A 13,989-nucleotide genomic window follows, 5' to 3' on the forward strand; every position below is an offset into this window, starting at 1 on the left:
CGTGATCCTTCTCGGCGCTCAGCGAACGCGGTGGCGGTTCAGCTCCGCCTCCAGGTTCTGGCTGTAGCGGGACATGGCGAAGCAATAGATGAAGTAGATGACGGAAATGGCGATGTAGACCTCGACGCCGAAGCCCTGCCAGGCCGGCTCCACGATCGCGGTCTTGCCCGCGGTCAGCAGGTCGAAGATGCCGATGATGAGCACCAGCGACGTGTCCTTGAAGAAGCCGATGAAGGTGTTCACCAGCGGCGGGATCACGAGGCGGAGCGCCTGAGGCAGGATGATGAAGCCGGTCTTCTGCCAGTAGGAAAGGCCAAGCGCCTCGGCCGCCTCATACTGCCCCTTGGGCAGGGCCTGCAGGCCACCGCGCACCACCTCCGCCAGATAGGCGCCGGCGAAGAGGATCACGGCCACCTGGGCACGCAGCAGCTTGTCGATATTGAGCCCCTCCGGAAGGAAAAGGGGGAACATGACGCTGGCCATGAAGAGAAGGGAGATCAGCGGCACGCCGCGGATCAGCTCGACATAGGCGATGCAGAGCACCCGGATCGCCGGCATGGAGGAACGCCGCCCCAGCGCCACCAGGATGGCCAGCGGGAAGGCGAAGGCCAGGCCGAAGGTGGCAAGGATGAGCGTGATCGGGAGCCCGCCCCAGCGCTCCTGCGGGACATAGCTGAGGCCGAACACCCCGCCCCACATCAGGATGCCGATGGTGATCAGGGTGACGGCCCAGATGATGGCCAGCTCCCAGCGCCAGAAACGGCGCATGGCGGAGACGATATAGAGGCCCGTGAAGAGAAGGCAGACGATCGCCGGCCGCCAGTGCTCCTCATAGGGATAGGTGCCGAAAAGGATGAAGCGGTGCTTTTCCGTGATCACGGCCCAGCAGGCCCCGGGATCGGCGGAAGCCTTCAGCGCGCGGCAGGCCTGGGTCTGGTTGTTCTCGACCGACCAGATGGCGTTGATGAAGGCCCAGTCCACGAAGCTGATCGCATAGCGGACGATGAAATAGCCCAGGACCAGCGTCACCGCTGTGTTCAGCCAGGACGAGAAGAGATTCGCCCGAAGCCAGGCGGCAGGGCCCGTGGTCAGGGCAGGCGGCTGGCGCGGCGCGGCCGCCTCCGGCACGCCCGCGACCGAAGTGGTGAGGGGAATGTCGCTCATTCCGGTTCTTCCCTCAGCGCTCGACCAGCGCGATGCGCGAGTTGTACCAGTTCATGAAGAAGCTGATGGACAGCGAGATCGACAGGTAGACCAGCATGATGATGGCGATACCCTCGATCGCCTGTCCCGTCTGGTTCAGGGTGGTGTTGGCGATGCTGACGATGTCCTGGTAGCCGATCGCGACCGCCAGCGAGGAGTTCTTCGTCAGGTTCAGGTACTGGCTGGTCATCGGCGGCACGATCACCCGGAGCGCCTGCGGCAACACGATCTGCCGGAGCACTGTCCCGGAGCGGAGCCCGAGGGCCTGCGCCGCTTCCCACTGCCCATGCGGCACGGCCAGGATGCCGGCGCGCACGATCTCGGCGATGAAGCCGGCGGTGTAGGTGGTGAGCCCGATCAGGAGCGCGAAGTATTCCGGGGTGACCGTCATGCCGCCACGGAAGTTGAAGCCGCGCAGCTCGGGCCAGTCGATCGCGGTCGGCGCCCCGCCGGCCAGCCACACGACGAGCGGCAGGCCGAGCATGAAGCCCAGGGCCGCCGGCCAGATCCGGCGCGGCTGGCCGTCCTGCATCTGCCTGCGGCGCATGGCCTTCGCGAAGAGCCAGGTGGCCACGCAGCCCACCACAAAGGCGAGCAGGGCCCAGCTATGGGCGGGCTGCCAGTCGAGGAAGGGCAGCTTCAGGCCACGATTCGAAAGAAACACGCCCGCCGCGGGGTTCAGCGCCTGGCGCGGCCCGGGAAGGCTCTGGAGGATGGTGTACCAGAACAGCAGCTGCAGCAGCAGCGGCACGTCGCGGATCAGCTCGACATAGACCGCGGCGATCTTCGACAGCAGCCAGTTCCGGGACAGGCGCGCGATGCCGATCAGCGTGCCGAAGATGGTGGCCAGCACGATGCCGATCACGGCCACTTTCAGCGTGTTCAGCACGCCCACCGTGAGGGCGCGCAGATAGGTGCTTGCGGGCGTGTACTCGATCAGGGCCTCGCCGATCGGCAGCCCGGCCTCGCGCTGCAGGAAGCCGAAGCCCGTGGCGATCCGCCGGACCTCCAGGTTGTGCTGCGTGTTGCGCACCAACCACCAGATCACGCCGATGACGGCACCGACGATCAGCACCTGCCAGACGATGGCCCTGACGCGTTCATCGGCCCATGACAACCGAAGTTGCCGTTTCGGGGGTGTGCGGAGGTGCCGCGGGTCAGTGGCGGTCTGCGACATCCGGTGGGGCCTTTGTCTATTCTTGTTCTTCGAACAGGTCCGCGGGGGCCTGCGAACAGGCCCCCGCGGCGATGCGGATCAACGGAACGGCATCGAGTACTGCTGGCCGCCCGGGGTCGTCCAAAGCGCGTTCGGGCCGCGCTGGATGCCGATCGGCTGCAGGTGGCGGGCGAAGATCTCGCCATAGTTGCCGGTGGCCCGGAGCACGTTCACGACCCACTCATTCGGCACGCCGAGCATCTGGCCGAGCCCGCCATTCTTGCCGAGCATGCGCTGCACCTCGGGGCGCTGGTCGTTGGCGGCCATCTGGGCGACGTTCGCCTGGGTGATGCCCATCTCCTCGGCGCCGACGAGGGCGTAGTGGAGCCAGCGGACGAGGTCGGCGAAGCGCTGGTCACCATGGCGCACCAGCGGGCCGAGCGGCTCCTTCGAGATCACGTCCGGCAGGATCGTGTGCTCACCGGGATTGGGCTGGCTGGAGCGGGTGGCGGCGAGGCCGGACACATCGGTGGTGTAGGCGTCGCAGCGGCCGGACGCATAGGCGCCGACCACTTCCTCGAGGCGCTCGATCACGACGGGGGTGAAGCGCACATTGTTGGCGCGGGCCCAGTCGGTCAGGTTCTGCTCGGTGGTGGTGCCGGGCTGGACGCAGATCGTGGCGCCCTCCAGCTCCTTGGCCGTCTTCACGCCGGTCGAGGTCTTCACCATGAAGCCCTGGCCGTCATAGAAGTTGACGCCGGCGAAATCGAGGCCGAGCGACGTGTCGCGGGACAGCGTCCAGGTCGTGTTGCGGATCAGGACGTCCACCTCGCCGGACTGCAGCGCCGTGAAGCGGCTCTGCGCGGTCGTGGGGACGTAGCGGACCTTGTTCGGGTCATTGAAGATCGCGGCGGCCAGGCCGCGGCAATATTCCACGTCGAATCCGCGCCAGACGCCCTGGCTGTCAGGCTGGGCGAAGCCGGCCAGGCCGGTGTTCACGCCGCAGACAAGCGTTCCACGGGACCTGATCGTGTCGATCATCGACGCGCCGCCGGCCGCCGGGGCCTGCTGCTGGGCCGCAACCGGTGCCGCACCCAGCGCCGCCATGGCGGCCGCGCCGAGGATTCCAAACGTCACGCGCCGCAAGGGCTGCATCGTCATTAAACTCTCCCTGAGTGCCTTAGAAGCGCTCCCGGCGTCATGCTGCGCCAGGGTTGTGCCTGGATCAACGCGGGATTGCGCGGACCGCAGAGCACGCCCTTAGCCTCCCGCGGCGCGCGGGGCAATTCCATGCGGCCGGCAAGGGGCAGGGGCGCGATTCACGCCCGGCATGTCAGCAAGCCCCGTGCCGTTGTAACCTGGCGCGATGATCTGCCGGCGCCGATCAGCCCGGAGGCAGGGTGACCACCACCCCATCCCCTTCAGGCTCGATCGAGGCGCCGAGCGAGAGCAGGGCTTCGCGCGCCTCGGGCGGAATCGGCCAGCCGAAGCTCAGCTTCGCGCCATCGAGGCGCAGGGGCGGCCGTGGCCCCGCGGGCAGGCCGGCCCCGCCCGAAGCCGCCACGATCAGCGCCCCATCCAGGATGGGGGAGCGGCGCTCCACCACCGCGTTACCAAGAATCCGGAGCTCCACCGGCCCGCCCGCCGCCAGGATCAGGAGCGGCAGAAGTTCCTGAATCATGCGGCTGGCCGGGACGGGCCGCGTGCCCTCCTCGCGCCCCAGGGCGAGGTAGCCCCGGGCCAGCTGGTCATAGTCGATCGCCGCCTCACGGGCGCGGTTCACCTGCCGCGTCACCACCTCTCCCTGCGGCAATTTCGGAACCGCCGAATCCAGGTTGGCCGTGACCACCATGGAAAGATTGTTCACGGCGTGCCGCACGGGCCGCAACAGCAGGGCCATGGCCTGCTCCGCCACGGGCGCGATGGGCTTGCTCTCGGCCATCAGGCAGCACTTCCGGCGGGGCGGCGGATGGTGGTCATCGGGGCATGGCCTCCAGAATGTCGTGGAAAAGGCGGGCCGGCAGGGTGCCGCCGCGAACATCGTCCATCGGGGTCGCGTCGTCATTGCCGAGCCAGACGCCGATCACGGTGCCCCCGGAGAAGCCGACGAACCAGGCGTCCCGGAAGTCCTGCGTGGTCCCCGTCTTCCCGGCAACCGGGCGCCCTGGAACGGCCGCGGCCCGGCCGGAGCCGCGGGAGACCACGGCCTCCATCATCCGGCGAATCGCCTGGGCATCATCCGGCTGAACCACGCGCGCCGGGGCCGGGTTCCCCGGCGCCAGGCTCCGCCCCTCGGCCCGGGCGGCTGCGATGCCATGCGGCACCACCTTCATGCCGCCATTCGCGAAAGCCGCATAGGCTGCGACCAGCTCCAGCAGGCTCGCCTCTCCGGTGCCGAGGGCGATGGTCGCATCCTTCGGGAAGGGACCGGCGAGGCCGAGGCGCCGCGCGACCGAGGCCGCCTCCCTCGCCCCGCCGGCGCGGGCGAGGACGCGAACCGCGGCGGTGTTCACGCTGTGCGCCAGGGCGTCCTCCAGGGGCAGGTCCCCGCGGGGGCGCCAGCTTCCGTTGCCGGGGGACCATCGCCCCAGGGTGATCGGCGCGTCGGAGACGGTGGATTCGGGGTGCAGCCCGCGCTCCAGCGCGGCGAGGAAAACGAAGGGCTTGAAGACCGAGCCGGGCTGCCGCCGTGCCGAGACCGCCCGGTTGAAGCTGCTCCGCCGGTAGTCGCGCCCGCCTGCCATGGCGCGCACGGCGCCCGTGGCGGCGTCCATCACCACCACAGCGCCCTGGCCGACATCGGCCGCGGCACCGGCGCCGGAGAGCAGCGCCTCCAGCTTCGCCTCCACCATGGCCTGCACGCGCAGGTCGAGCGTGGTGCGGAGCGTGAGGTCGGCGGAGCCAGGGAAGCGGGTGGCCAGGTCGTCATTCACCCAGTCCGCGAACCATCCGGAATCGCGGGATGGGCGCGGGGGAAAGGCGATGCGCTCGGCTTCCGCCTGCGCCTGGGCATCGGTGAGCGCGCCGGTGGCCGCCATGGCGCGCAGGACCTCCGCCCCGCGCTCCGCAGCCGCGGTGGGGTTGGCGCGGGGGTTCAGCCGCGACGGGGCGCGGGGCAGCCCGACGAGAACCGCCGATTGCCAGACCGCCAGCCGGCGCGCGGGAACGCCGAAATAGAGCCGCGCGGCGGCATCCACCCCGAAGGCGCCGGCACCGAGATAGACCCGGTTCAGGTAGATCTCGAGCAACTGGTCCTTGGTGAAGCGGCTCTCGAGCCACAGGGCCAGCATGGCTTCCTGCACCTTGCGGCGCAGCGAACGCTCGGGCGTCAGGAACAGGTTCTTGGCGAGCTGCTGGGTCAGGGTCGAGCCGCCCTGGGCCACCCGCCCCGTGGTCATGTTCACCCAGGCCGCGCGCAGCAGCCCGACAGGGTCCAGGCCGAAATGGTCGCGGAAGCGCCGGTCCTCGATGGCGAGGAGCGCGGTGGGCAGATGCACCGGCAGATCCCGCAGGCGCACCGTCTCGCCATAGAGATCGCCGCTGGTCGAGAGCAGCCGGCCATCCGCCGCCTCGAGCGTGACGGAGGGGCGGCGTGTGGTCTCCAGCGCATCCCCAGGCCTTGGAAGGTCCCAGGCGAAGGCCAGCAGGAGGATGCCCAGCGCGATGCTTCCCCAGACCGCGGCCATGAGGGACCAGGCGGCCAGCCGGCGAACCAGGCGGCGCCGGCGGCGCGCTGCCTGGGGCAAGGCAGGCGGCTGGGCCTCGGCACGCTTGGCAGGGCGGCGGCCGGCGTTCCTCTGCGGTGGGGCATTGCGCGCGGCGGTTGCGATGGGAGCCCTGGGCATGGCAGATGCCGCGTAGCACGAACCGGTGATGCCTGCACTTGCTGCGGGAACCGGTTGCGTGAGCGGGGGTGCAGGATGCACGGGAAGAGGATGCGGCGGCCGCCGGTCCGGCAGGGCTTGGGCCTCGTTCTCCTGGCGGGCCTGCTCGCCCCTGCTGGCGCCCTGGCCCAGGCCGACAGCCAGATGTGCCGCATCGAATGCGCGGCGCTCTTCGCAGAGCGCGCGCAGAACACGGCCACCGTCCAGTCCTGCCTGGTCCGCTGCGCGGCCCGGACTGCCGCGCTGGGCAAGGCGAATGTCACGGGTACCATGGCCATGCCCACGCCGCAGACGCCCTGGACCGCCCTGCCCGACAGCCGGCGCCAGGCGCCCGCTGCCCGGCCCCAGGAGGCCCGGAGGCAGGCCGCCCGCACGCCGCAGCGCGAGGCCGCGGCGCGGCAGGGGCGGCCCGCGCCGGAACGGGGGGCGGTGGCATCCGCCCAGCCGCCGGCACCCGCACCCGCTCCGGCCGTGCCCCCCGCTCCGAATGCACCGTCATCGCTGTTCGGTTCGCTGATCGCCGCACAGGCCGCCATGCCCGGCGCGGCCGCGGCTTCCCCGCCTGCGGCAGCGGCCGCCCAGCCATCCCGCGGCGGATTCGGCGCCATCTATGTCGCGGCGGCCCCGTCCCGCGCCTATGGGCTTTCCGTGGGGGTCGCCGACCGGGGAAGCGCGCATCGCTCGGCGGAGAGCAGCTGCCATGGCGGTGTCGGGAATGCCTGCCGCCTTGCCGCGGATTTCTCGGCGCGCTGCGCCGCCGTGGCCCATGCCCTGCGCTCGAACGGCGCGGTGGTGATGACGGCGCATCCGAGCACCTACACCGTGATGGCCGCGACCATCGGCACCGGAGCGACCCGTGAGGACGCGGAGCGCGAGGCCCGCGCCGCCTGCGCGCAGCGCGGCCGGGGCCTGGTGTGCCAGGTGACCGAGGCGCGCTGCGCCGGCTGATCCACGGGATTCCCGCCCCGCCCGATCCGACCTAGGCTTCCCGTTCGCGCCGGCGTGGCGCGCCTTGGGGAGTGTTCCGACGCGATGAGTGACCCGCAAGCGATCCGCCAGTCCGCGCTGGACTGGATCACCGCGAATGAGGCGCGCCTTTCCGCGTTCAACGAGCGCATCTGGGGCTATGCCGAGCCGGCCTGGCGCGAGTACCGCTCCCTCAAGGCCTATGCCGAGATCCTGCGCGAGGAAGGCTTCACGGTGGAGGAAGGCTCGGGCGGGATGCCCACCGCCTTCGCCGCGCATTGGGGCCATGGCGGGCCGGTGCTGGCCGGTTTCTCGGAATACGATGCCGTGCCCGGCAACTCGCAGCAGGTGGTGCCCTATGAGGCGCCCCGGGCCGGGCTGCACCCCTATGCGGCCGGGCATACCGATCCGCATTCGGTGCTGGGCACGGCCTCGCTGACGGCGATGCTGGCAACCAGGGCGGCCTTCGAGAAGCACGGGGTGAATGCCACGCTGAAGCTCTTCGGCGAACCCGCGGAGAAGGTCTGCGGCTCCAAGCCCATCCATGCCGCCAAGGGATATTTCGACGGGCTGGACGCCGCCGTGGTCTGGCATCCCTGGCCCAGCAACACGGTGACCGGCGAGATCCATTTCGGCGCCTATTGGAGCGCCGTGATCACCTTCGAGGCGCCGGCGCCCGAAACCTGGGTGGACCCCTCCCTCATGCCGACCCAGGCGGCGCATGCCGTGGCCCGTGCCCCCGGCGCGCTGGACGCGATGTGCCTGATGTACACGACGACGAAATACACGAAGGAGGCGATGTTCCCGCATAGCGGGTCCTGGACGCTGAACGAGTTCGTGCTGGGCGATGCCGGCGCCACCTCCGACAATCTCGCGCCGCGCTTCAGCCAGATCCAGTATTCCTGGCGCTCCTCCTCCCTGGCGATCCAGGAGCAGATCTGGCGCGTGCTGGCGAATAACGCAAAATCCGCGGCCATGGCGACGGGCTGCCGGGCCCATGTCCGCTGGGTGACGAAGACCAGGGTGGGCCTGCCCAACACGGCGTTGACGGAGCTGACCTGGGCGAACCTCCAGGAGGTGGGCGCCCCGGCCTATGGCGAGGAGGCGCTGGCCTTCGGCCGGGAGATCCAGAAGAACCTTGGCCTGGAGCCGATGGAGAACCCCTTCATTCCCAGCGTGACCAGGCTGACAACCCCGGCCGAGAACGACGCCGGGCTGCGGCGGACCCTGGCGGGCTGGCAGACCCATCTCAGCGCCGACGACTATGTCGAATATTCCTGGCACTGCCCGACGGTGCGGCTGCTCGCGGCGCGCCCGCGGCTGCAGCCGCCCTCGCCCGGCTATGCCTATCCCAACTGGGCCTATCTGGCGCTGGGCGGCCTGCCGGCGGTGGTGGACCCGGGCATGTTCGTCGCGGGCAGGACCATGGCGCTCACCATGGTGGACCTGGCGGTGAAGCCGGGCGCGCTGGAGGCCTGCCAGGCGGAGTTCCGGGAGCGGACCGGCGGCGGCGTGGGCGGCACGGAATGGGTCGGCCCCCTGCTTCCGGCCGATTTCGACCCGCCCGTGGACCTGCGCTGGCCGGAATATGTCACGACGGCACGCGGGGAGGAGTGGACCTTTCCGACCCCGCATCACGGCACCGGCGCCGGCGAGCCGATCTGAACGCAACCCCGCCCGGCGAAGCCGCGTTCGCCGGGCGGTGCAACCCGAGAGGAGGCCCTCCCTATCCGCGCCTCCCCTGCCGTTTTTCTCCTCGGCCTCCTGGCGGCCTGCGACAGCCAGCCGCCCGCCCAGCTCCGGGTGGCGGGGGGCGATTCCGAGCGCGGGCGCCTCGTGGCGCTGAACTATGGCTGCGGCGCCTGCCATGTGATTCCGGGCGTGCGCGGCGCGGTCTCCTGGGCCGGCCCCCCGCTCATGGAATGGTCCCGCCGGGGCTATCTGGCGGGGCATCTGCCGAATTCGCCGGAGAACCTGGTCGCCTGGCTCCAGAACCCTCAGGCGATCTCACCCGGCAGCGCCATGCCCAATCTCGGCCTGACCGAGACGGAGGCGCGGGACGCCGCCGCCTATCTTTTCACCCTTGGAGCGGAGCGCCTGCCCCCTGTCCCGGCCGGCATCCCGCTCGGCCCGGATCAGGCCGGGCAAAGGGAGGAGCCCCGGATCCGGCCGCGCGCCTGATCCGCCCTCCCAACCGCGAGCCCGCGCGCCTCAGGAGCAGGGTGGCAGTACCATCGCGGGGGCGGCCTGGAACACAACGGCGAAGGCCGAGACAACGCAGGCGATGGCGCCGAACCACAGCGTGAAGCGTGGCTCCGCCTCCCCGCCCTGGGTCAGGGCGCCGCCCGGGTAGCCGAGCCAGAAAAGCAGGCCCAGCATCAGCAGGGCGAGGATCGTCACCCCCAGGATCATTGCCATGACCCAGGGAATGCCGAACAGCTGCTCACCGGCAAAGCCACGCTCGCAGGCGAAGGCGTGGATCGCGTAGATCGCCCCGAAATGGGCGGCCCACACGCCCAGCCCGGCCGCGGGCCAGGCCACCGCGCGGGCGACGGAGGCGGCCGCCTTGCTCATAGCAGCCGCGGGAAGCCGTGCAGCAGCACGATCCCCACCGCCCCCTGCCCGGCCGTGTAGAGCCAGAAGAGCATGGTGTTGTCGAAGGTCAGGCGGCGCGTGCCGTCGATCATGCCCGCCCAGGAGCGTGCCTGGGTGTAGAGAGCCATGATGAAGGCCACTGCGATGTGCACGCCCTGCCAGAAGAACATCGCGTAGCAGGCGGCCGAATAGGCATGCTGCGACGGCCTCAGCCCCGCTCCCCAGAGCGCGGAATAATCGGCGAAGTATCCGGCACCGAACAAGAGCAGCGCGAGAGGCATCCCCCAGAAGGGCAGGACGCCCCGGCGCCGCAGCATGGCACCGGCCAGAAGCATCACCGCGCCGCCGCCGAGATAGAGCAGCAGGGCGGCCCCGCCCCATTCCAGCAGGGGCAGCCCCATGCCGGCCGGCGGCCACATGCCGTCGCCATTCACGAGCCAGAGATAGAGGTAGCTTCCGATCAGGCAGGCATAGGCAGATCCCATCACGAGCATCAGCGCGGACATGGCCCACCAGGAGGTGGCCATGGGCCCCGTGACATAGGTCGGGAGCACGATCCCGCCGCCGATATGGCCCTGCCCGGAGCCGATCACCCCGTAATCCGTTCCGGTCCAGAGCCAGCGTATGAAGGCAGCGAGGGCAAGCGCCGCGAAGGCCGCCGCGGGCACCACCCATTCCACCGTCAGGACGAGGAAGAAGCCAGCCGTCCCGACCGCCGCGACGAGGTGGGCCCAACTGGGTCCCGGCAGGACCGCGACATATTGGGGAGTGCCCTCGGACGGGCTGACGACCAGTCCCTCCCGAAGGCCCGTGATGGTGGAGGGCAGGTAGTGGCCGCCCGCCTCCACCTCATCCGCCAGGCCAGGACGGTCCCAGAGCGGGTAGCGGCTATGGGCGGCCGGCAGGCTGCGTGGGCCGTAATTGTAGTTGGGCAGCCATTCCAGCGTGCCGGCTCCCCAGTGATTGCCGCCCCCGTTCTGCGGGCGGAAGTTCCTCAGGAGATCGAAGAAGAGCAGCAGCCCCCCGGCCAGGGCGATGAGCGCGCCGATGGTGGAGAGCATGTTCGGGATCTCCAGCCCCATGCCGGCCGGATAGGTGTAGATGCGCCGCGGCATGCCCATGAAGCCCGCGAAGTGCATCGGGAAGAAGGTGAGGTTCACGCCGAGGAACAGGAGCCCGAAAACCCATTTCCCGAGGCGCTCCGACAAAGGCGCACCGACGCAGGGCGCCCAGTAGTAGAGCGCCGCCAGCACGGGAAAGACCATGCCCCCGATCAGCACGTAGTGCAGATGGGCGACGATGAAATAGGTGTCATGCGCCTGCCAGTCGAAGGGCGTGACGGACACCATCACGCCGGTCAGGCCACCCAGGGAGAAGATGAACAGGAACCCGAAGATAAAGAGGGTCGGCGTCGCGATCTGAACCTTCTTGCCCGATGCCAGGGTGCCGATCCAGGCGAAGACCTGCAGGCCCGAAGGGATGGAGACGACAAACCCGGCCGAAGCGAAGAAGGCGAGGCTCAGCCCAGGGATTCCCGTGGTGTACATATGGTGCACCCAGAGGCCGAAGGAGAGGAAGGCCGTCGCCACCAGTGCCAGCACCACCAGCGAATGGGCAAGCAGCGGCGCCCGCGCCATGGCCGGCACGATCATGGAGACCATGCCGGCGGCGGGAAGGAAGATGATGTAGACCTCCGGGTGGCCGAAGAACCAGAACAGGTGCTGCCAGAGCAGCGGGTCGCCGCCCCGTTCGGGAATGAAGAAGGGCCAGTCGAAGGCGCGCTCCAGCTCCAGCAGCGTGGAGGCGACGATCACGGCGGGGAAGGCGAAGATCACCATCCCGGCGAAGACAAGCATGGCCCAGCCGAAGATCGGCATGCGCCCCAGCGTCATGCCCGGCGCGCGGCAGCGCAGGATGCCCGTGATCAGCTCGATCGCGCCCGCAATGGCGCTGATCTCGATGAAGCCGATGCCCAGCAGGTACATGTCCGTGTTGATGCCGGGCGAATGCGCCTTGCCCGTCAGCGGCGGATACATGAACCACCCCCCATCCGGCGCCGCGCCGAAGAAGAGGGAGCAGAAGAAGGCCGTGCCGCCGATCAGGTAGATCCAATAGGCATAGGCACCGAGCCGCGGCATCGGCATTTCCCGCGCGCCGAGCATGGCGGGCAGCAGGGCAATGCCCACCGCCTCCACCACCGGCACGGAGAAAAGGAACATCATGATCGTGCCGTGGGTGGTGAAGACCTGGTTGTATGTGTCGGGGTCCAGGATCGTCAGGCCCGGCACGGCCAGCTGCAGCCGGATGAGCACGCCCAGCAGCCCGGCCAGCAGCAGGAAGACGAGCGCGGTCGCGACGAAGAGCGGCCCGATCAGGTTGTTGTTGACCTCGGTGATCACCGAGAAGCCGCGCGGGAAAGCCCAGGCGTTCGTGAGCCGTCCCAATTCCTCCGGCGGGCGCGGCAGCGTGTTCGGCAGGTCGCTCAACGCAGGGATTCCAGCCAGGAGGCAAGGGCGAGCAGGTCTGAACCCTCCAGCGAACGGGCATAGGCGGGCATGGCATTGCCGGGCTTGATGTCCTGCGGTGCCGCGATCCAGCCGGCAAGGTTGCCATGCGTGTTCGGCAGCGCGCCCGCCGCCAGGGTGGCGCGGGAGCCGACGCGGGAGAGATCCGGCGCGATCCGGGCATTCCATGGCGTGCCCCGCACCGCATGGCAGGCGCCGCATCCGGCCTCTCCGAAAACCTGCATGCCGCGGCGCAGTTCATCCGTCTGCGGTTCGGGCACGGGCGCGCGCTGCCGCGCGATCCAGGCATCGAACTCCTCCGGCTCCTGCACCACCACATCGAAGGCCATGAGGGTGTGCTGGAGCCCGCAGAACTCGGTGCATTGGCCGCGCAGCGTGCCCACGCGATCGGCGCGCAGGCGCTGGCGGTTCACGCGCCCGGGGATCATGTCCATCTTGCCGTGCAGGTTCGGCACCCAGACGCTGTGGATGACATCCCCGGAGGTAAGGTGCAGCTCCACCTCTCGTCCGCGCGGAAGATGCAGCGCATTGGCCGTCACCGCGCCCTCCCCCAGGTCGAGGTAGCGCATCTCCCACCAGTATTGCCGGCCGATGATCTCGATGCGCAGCGGCTCCTCGGACATGGGCATGGTCAGCGCCCGGGATAGCCCGAGAGAGTAGACCAGCAGTGTCGTCAGTACTGTCACGGGAAAAAGGATCCCGGCCCCGATGACGAAGCGGTGGGATGCCATGGCCCTACGCACACCGTGCGGCGCGAGGATGGCGAGGGTGAGGAAGCCCATGGTGATCAGGAAGATCACCGCCCCGCCCCAGAACAGCACATGGCTCAGCGTGGCGACCCGGGCAGCCTGGATGCCCCAGGCATCCAGCGGCGTCTGTATGCCCGAGCAGCCGGCGAGCGCCGGAAGCAGCGCCAGAAGCGGAAGGAGCCGTCTCACGTCTTCAGCCGGTCCGGCATGGCGCCAAGGGCACGGGACAGCGCGAAAAGGGCCAGGGCCGCGAAGGCGGTACCGCCGGGCACCCACATCAGCAGCCCCCCGAGCTGCTGGTCTTCCAGCGGCGTCAGCCCCCAGGGAAGGGTGCTCAGCGCATGCGGGGCGAAAAGCGGGCGCGGCGCGAAGGTGAGGAAGGCGCCCAGCGCCCCCATCTGGGCTGCCGTGGCCAGGCCCGAGAGCAGGGCGGCATCGGCGCGGCTGGCCCGCATGGCCCCGTGCCACAGCCACACGGCGCTCGCGAACAGGGAGGCGTGCATCGCCCACCAGGCGCCGTCCGAGACGAAGGTCCAGGCATAGGGCGCGGGCAGGTGCCAGAACCACAGGATGACCGCGAAGACAGCAGCCGAGCCCGCCAGCTCCGCCGGCGCGGCGGTGCGCGGGCGCAGCCCCATGGCAAGGAGGGGCGCCGCCACCAGCATCAGGATGAGGTGCTGCCCCACCCGCACCGAGAACAGCGCGACGGCAAGGCTGCAGAGCGGCGACACAAGGGCGAGGGCCAGCAAGGCCCAGCCCGCCAGGAACAGAGGCCGGTTCCCTCCGGCCCGCCAACCCAGGGCAAGGCCGCCGGCCAGGATGGCCAGAAGCAGCGGATCGAGGTTCCAGGCCCAGTCCCCCGGCAGAGGGGGCAGGCCGCAGAAGGGCACGGCATCGCTTCCGGTCATGCG

Annotated in this window: 12 protein-coding genes; 3 read left to right on the forward strand and 9 right to left on the reverse strand. The window is 69.8% G+C overall.

Going from position 1 to position 13,989, the window contains the following annotated elements; genetic code table 11:
• Window positions 1-18: 18 nt before the first annotated feature.
• The 5 genes from J8J14_RS06470 to J8J14_RS06490 form a co-directional block, all read right to left on the reverse strand.
• Window positions 19-1,164 carry an amino acid ABC transporter permease gene (locus tag J8J14_RS06470; protein ID WP_209378659.1) on the reverse strand — a complete coding sequence of 382 codons (1,146 nt, stop codon included), beginning with the start codon at window positions 1,162-1,164 and terminating at the stop codon, window positions 19-21.
• A 13-nt stretch (window positions 1,165-1,177) separates the two neighbouring features.
• A complete protein-coding gene (locus J8J14_RS06475) occupies window positions 1,178-2,320 on the reverse strand; it encodes an amino acid ABC transporter permease (protein ID WP_456307506.1) in 1,143 nt (380 codons plus the stop codon).
• Between the two features lie 138 nt (window positions 2,321-2,458).
• Complete coding sequence (locus J8J14_RS06480; protein ID WP_245215498.1) at window positions 2,459-3,520, reverse strand: amino acid ABC transporter substrate-binding protein; 1,062 nt, start codon at window positions 3,518-3,520, stop codon at window positions 2,459-2,461.
• A 223-nt stretch (window positions 3,521-3,743) separates the two neighbouring features.
• Window positions 3,744-4,301, reverse strand: a complete 558-nt coding sequence (locus J8J14_RS06485; RefSeq protein WP_209378661.1) for a hypothetical protein — start codon at window positions 4,299-4,301, stop codon at window positions 3,744-3,746.
• A 34-nt stretch (window positions 4,302-4,335) separates the two neighbouring features.
• Window positions 4,336-6,204: a transglycosylase domain-containing protein gene (locus J8J14_RS06490; RefSeq protein WP_209378662.1), complete on the reverse strand. Its 1,869-nt coding sequence runs from the start codon at window positions 6,202-6,204 to the stop codon at window positions 4,336-4,338.
• A gap of 117 nt (window positions 6,205-6,321) precedes the next feature.
• Between J8J14_RS06490 and J8J14_RS06495 the strand changes: the two genes are divergently transcribed.
• The 3 genes from J8J14_RS06495 to J8J14_RS06505 all read left to right on the forward strand — a co-directional run bounded on the left by J8J14_RS06495 (window position 6,322) and on the right by J8J14_RS06505 (window position 9,390).
• Window positions 6,322-7,191, forward strand: coding sequence for a DUF4189 domain-containing protein (locus tag J8J14_RS06495; protein WP_209378663.1), 870 nt, complete (start codon window positions 6,322-6,324; stop codon window positions 7,189-7,191).
• Between the two features lie 84 nt (window positions 7,192-7,275).
• Window positions 7,276-8,874, forward strand: a complete 1,599-nt coding sequence (locus J8J14_RS06500) for a M20/M25/M40 family metallo-hydrolase (protein WP_209378664.1) — start codon at window positions 7,276-7,278, stop codon at window positions 8,872-8,874.
• Between the two features lie 138 nt (window positions 8,875-9,012).
• Window positions 9,013-9,390 (forward strand): c-type cytochrome, encoded by a 378-nt coding sequence (locus tag J8J14_RS06505; protein WP_209378665.1) that lies wholly within the window; start codon window positions 9,013-9,015, stop codon window positions 9,388-9,390.
• Window positions 9,391-9,420: 30 nt separating this feature from the next.
• Here the strand turns inward: J8J14_RS06505 and J8J14_RS06510 are convergent, their stop codons facing one another.
• Genes J8J14_RS06510 through J8J14_RS06525 form a run of 4 tightly spaced genes read right to left on the reverse strand, consistent with a single transcriptional unit; the run spans window position 9,421 to window position 13,986 of the window.
• Window positions 9,421-9,783 carry a hypothetical protein gene (locus tag J8J14_RS06510; RefSeq protein WP_209378666.1) on the reverse strand — a complete coding sequence of 121 codons (363 nt, stop codon included), beginning with the start codon at window positions 9,781-9,783 and terminating at the stop codon, window positions 9,421-9,423.
• Window positions 9,780-12,290, reverse strand: a complete 2,511-nt coding sequence (locus J8J14_RS06515) for a cbb3-type cytochrome c oxidase subunit I (protein ID WP_245215499.1) — start codon at window positions 12,288-12,290, stop codon at window positions 9,780-9,782. The genes J8J14_RS06510 and J8J14_RS06515 overlap by 4 nt, the downstream gene beginning before the upstream one ends.
• Window positions 12,287-13,267, reverse strand: coding sequence for a cytochrome c oxidase subunit II (coxB, locus tag J8J14_RS06520; RefSeq protein WP_209378667.1), 981 nt, complete (start codon window positions 13,265-13,267; stop codon window positions 12,287-12,289). The genes J8J14_RS06515 and coxB overlap by 4 nt, the downstream gene beginning before the upstream one ends.
• A complete protein-coding gene (locus tag J8J14_RS06525; RefSeq protein ID WP_209378668.1) occupies window positions 13,264-13,986 on the reverse strand; it encodes a cytochrome c oxidase assembly protein in 723 nt (240 codons plus the stop codon). The genes coxB and J8J14_RS06525 overlap by 4 nt, the downstream gene beginning before the upstream one ends.
• Window positions 13,987-13,989 lie beyond the last annotated feature (3 nt).

It is taken from the genome of Pararoseomonas baculiformis, assembly GCF_017813395.1.
GTDB lineage: Bacteria > Pseudomonadota > Alphaproteobacteria > Acetobacterales > Acetobacteraceae > Roseomonas > Roseomonas baculiformis.

What these genes read in the sequence shown, in the direction of transcription:
- J8J14_RS06490 (WP_209378662.1), bottom strand. Translation starts at nt 6,204, where the DNA reads ATGCCCAGGGCTCCCATCGCAACCGCCGCGCGCAATGCCCCACCGCAG.
- J8J14_RS06525 (WP_209378668.1), bottom strand. Translation starts at nt 13,986, where the DNA reads ATGACCGGAAGCGATGCCGTGCCCTTCTGCGGCCTGCCCCCTCTGCCG.
- J8J14_RS06500 (WP_209378664.1), top strand. Translation starts at nt 7,276, where the DNA reads ATGAGTGACCCGCAAGCGATCCGCCAGTCCGCGCTGGACTGGATCACC.
- J8J14_RS06510 (WP_209378666.1), bottom strand. Translation starts at nt 9,783, where the DNA reads ATGAGCAAGGCGGCCGCCTCCGTCGCCCGCGCGGTGGCCTGGCCCGCG.
- J8J14_RS06485 (WP_209378661.1), bottom strand. Translation starts at nt 4,301, where the DNA reads ATGGCCGAGAGCAAGCCCATCGCGCCCGTGGCGGAGCAGGCCATGGCC.
- J8J14_RS06470 (WP_209378659.1), bottom strand. Translation starts at nt 1,164, where the DNA reads ATGAGCGACATTCCCCTCACCACTTCGGTCGCGGGCGTGCCGGAGGCG.
- J8J14_RS06480 (WP_245215498.1), bottom strand. Translation starts at nt 3,520, where the DNA reads ATGACGATGCAGCCCTTGCGGCGCGTGACGTTTGGAATCCTCGGCGCG.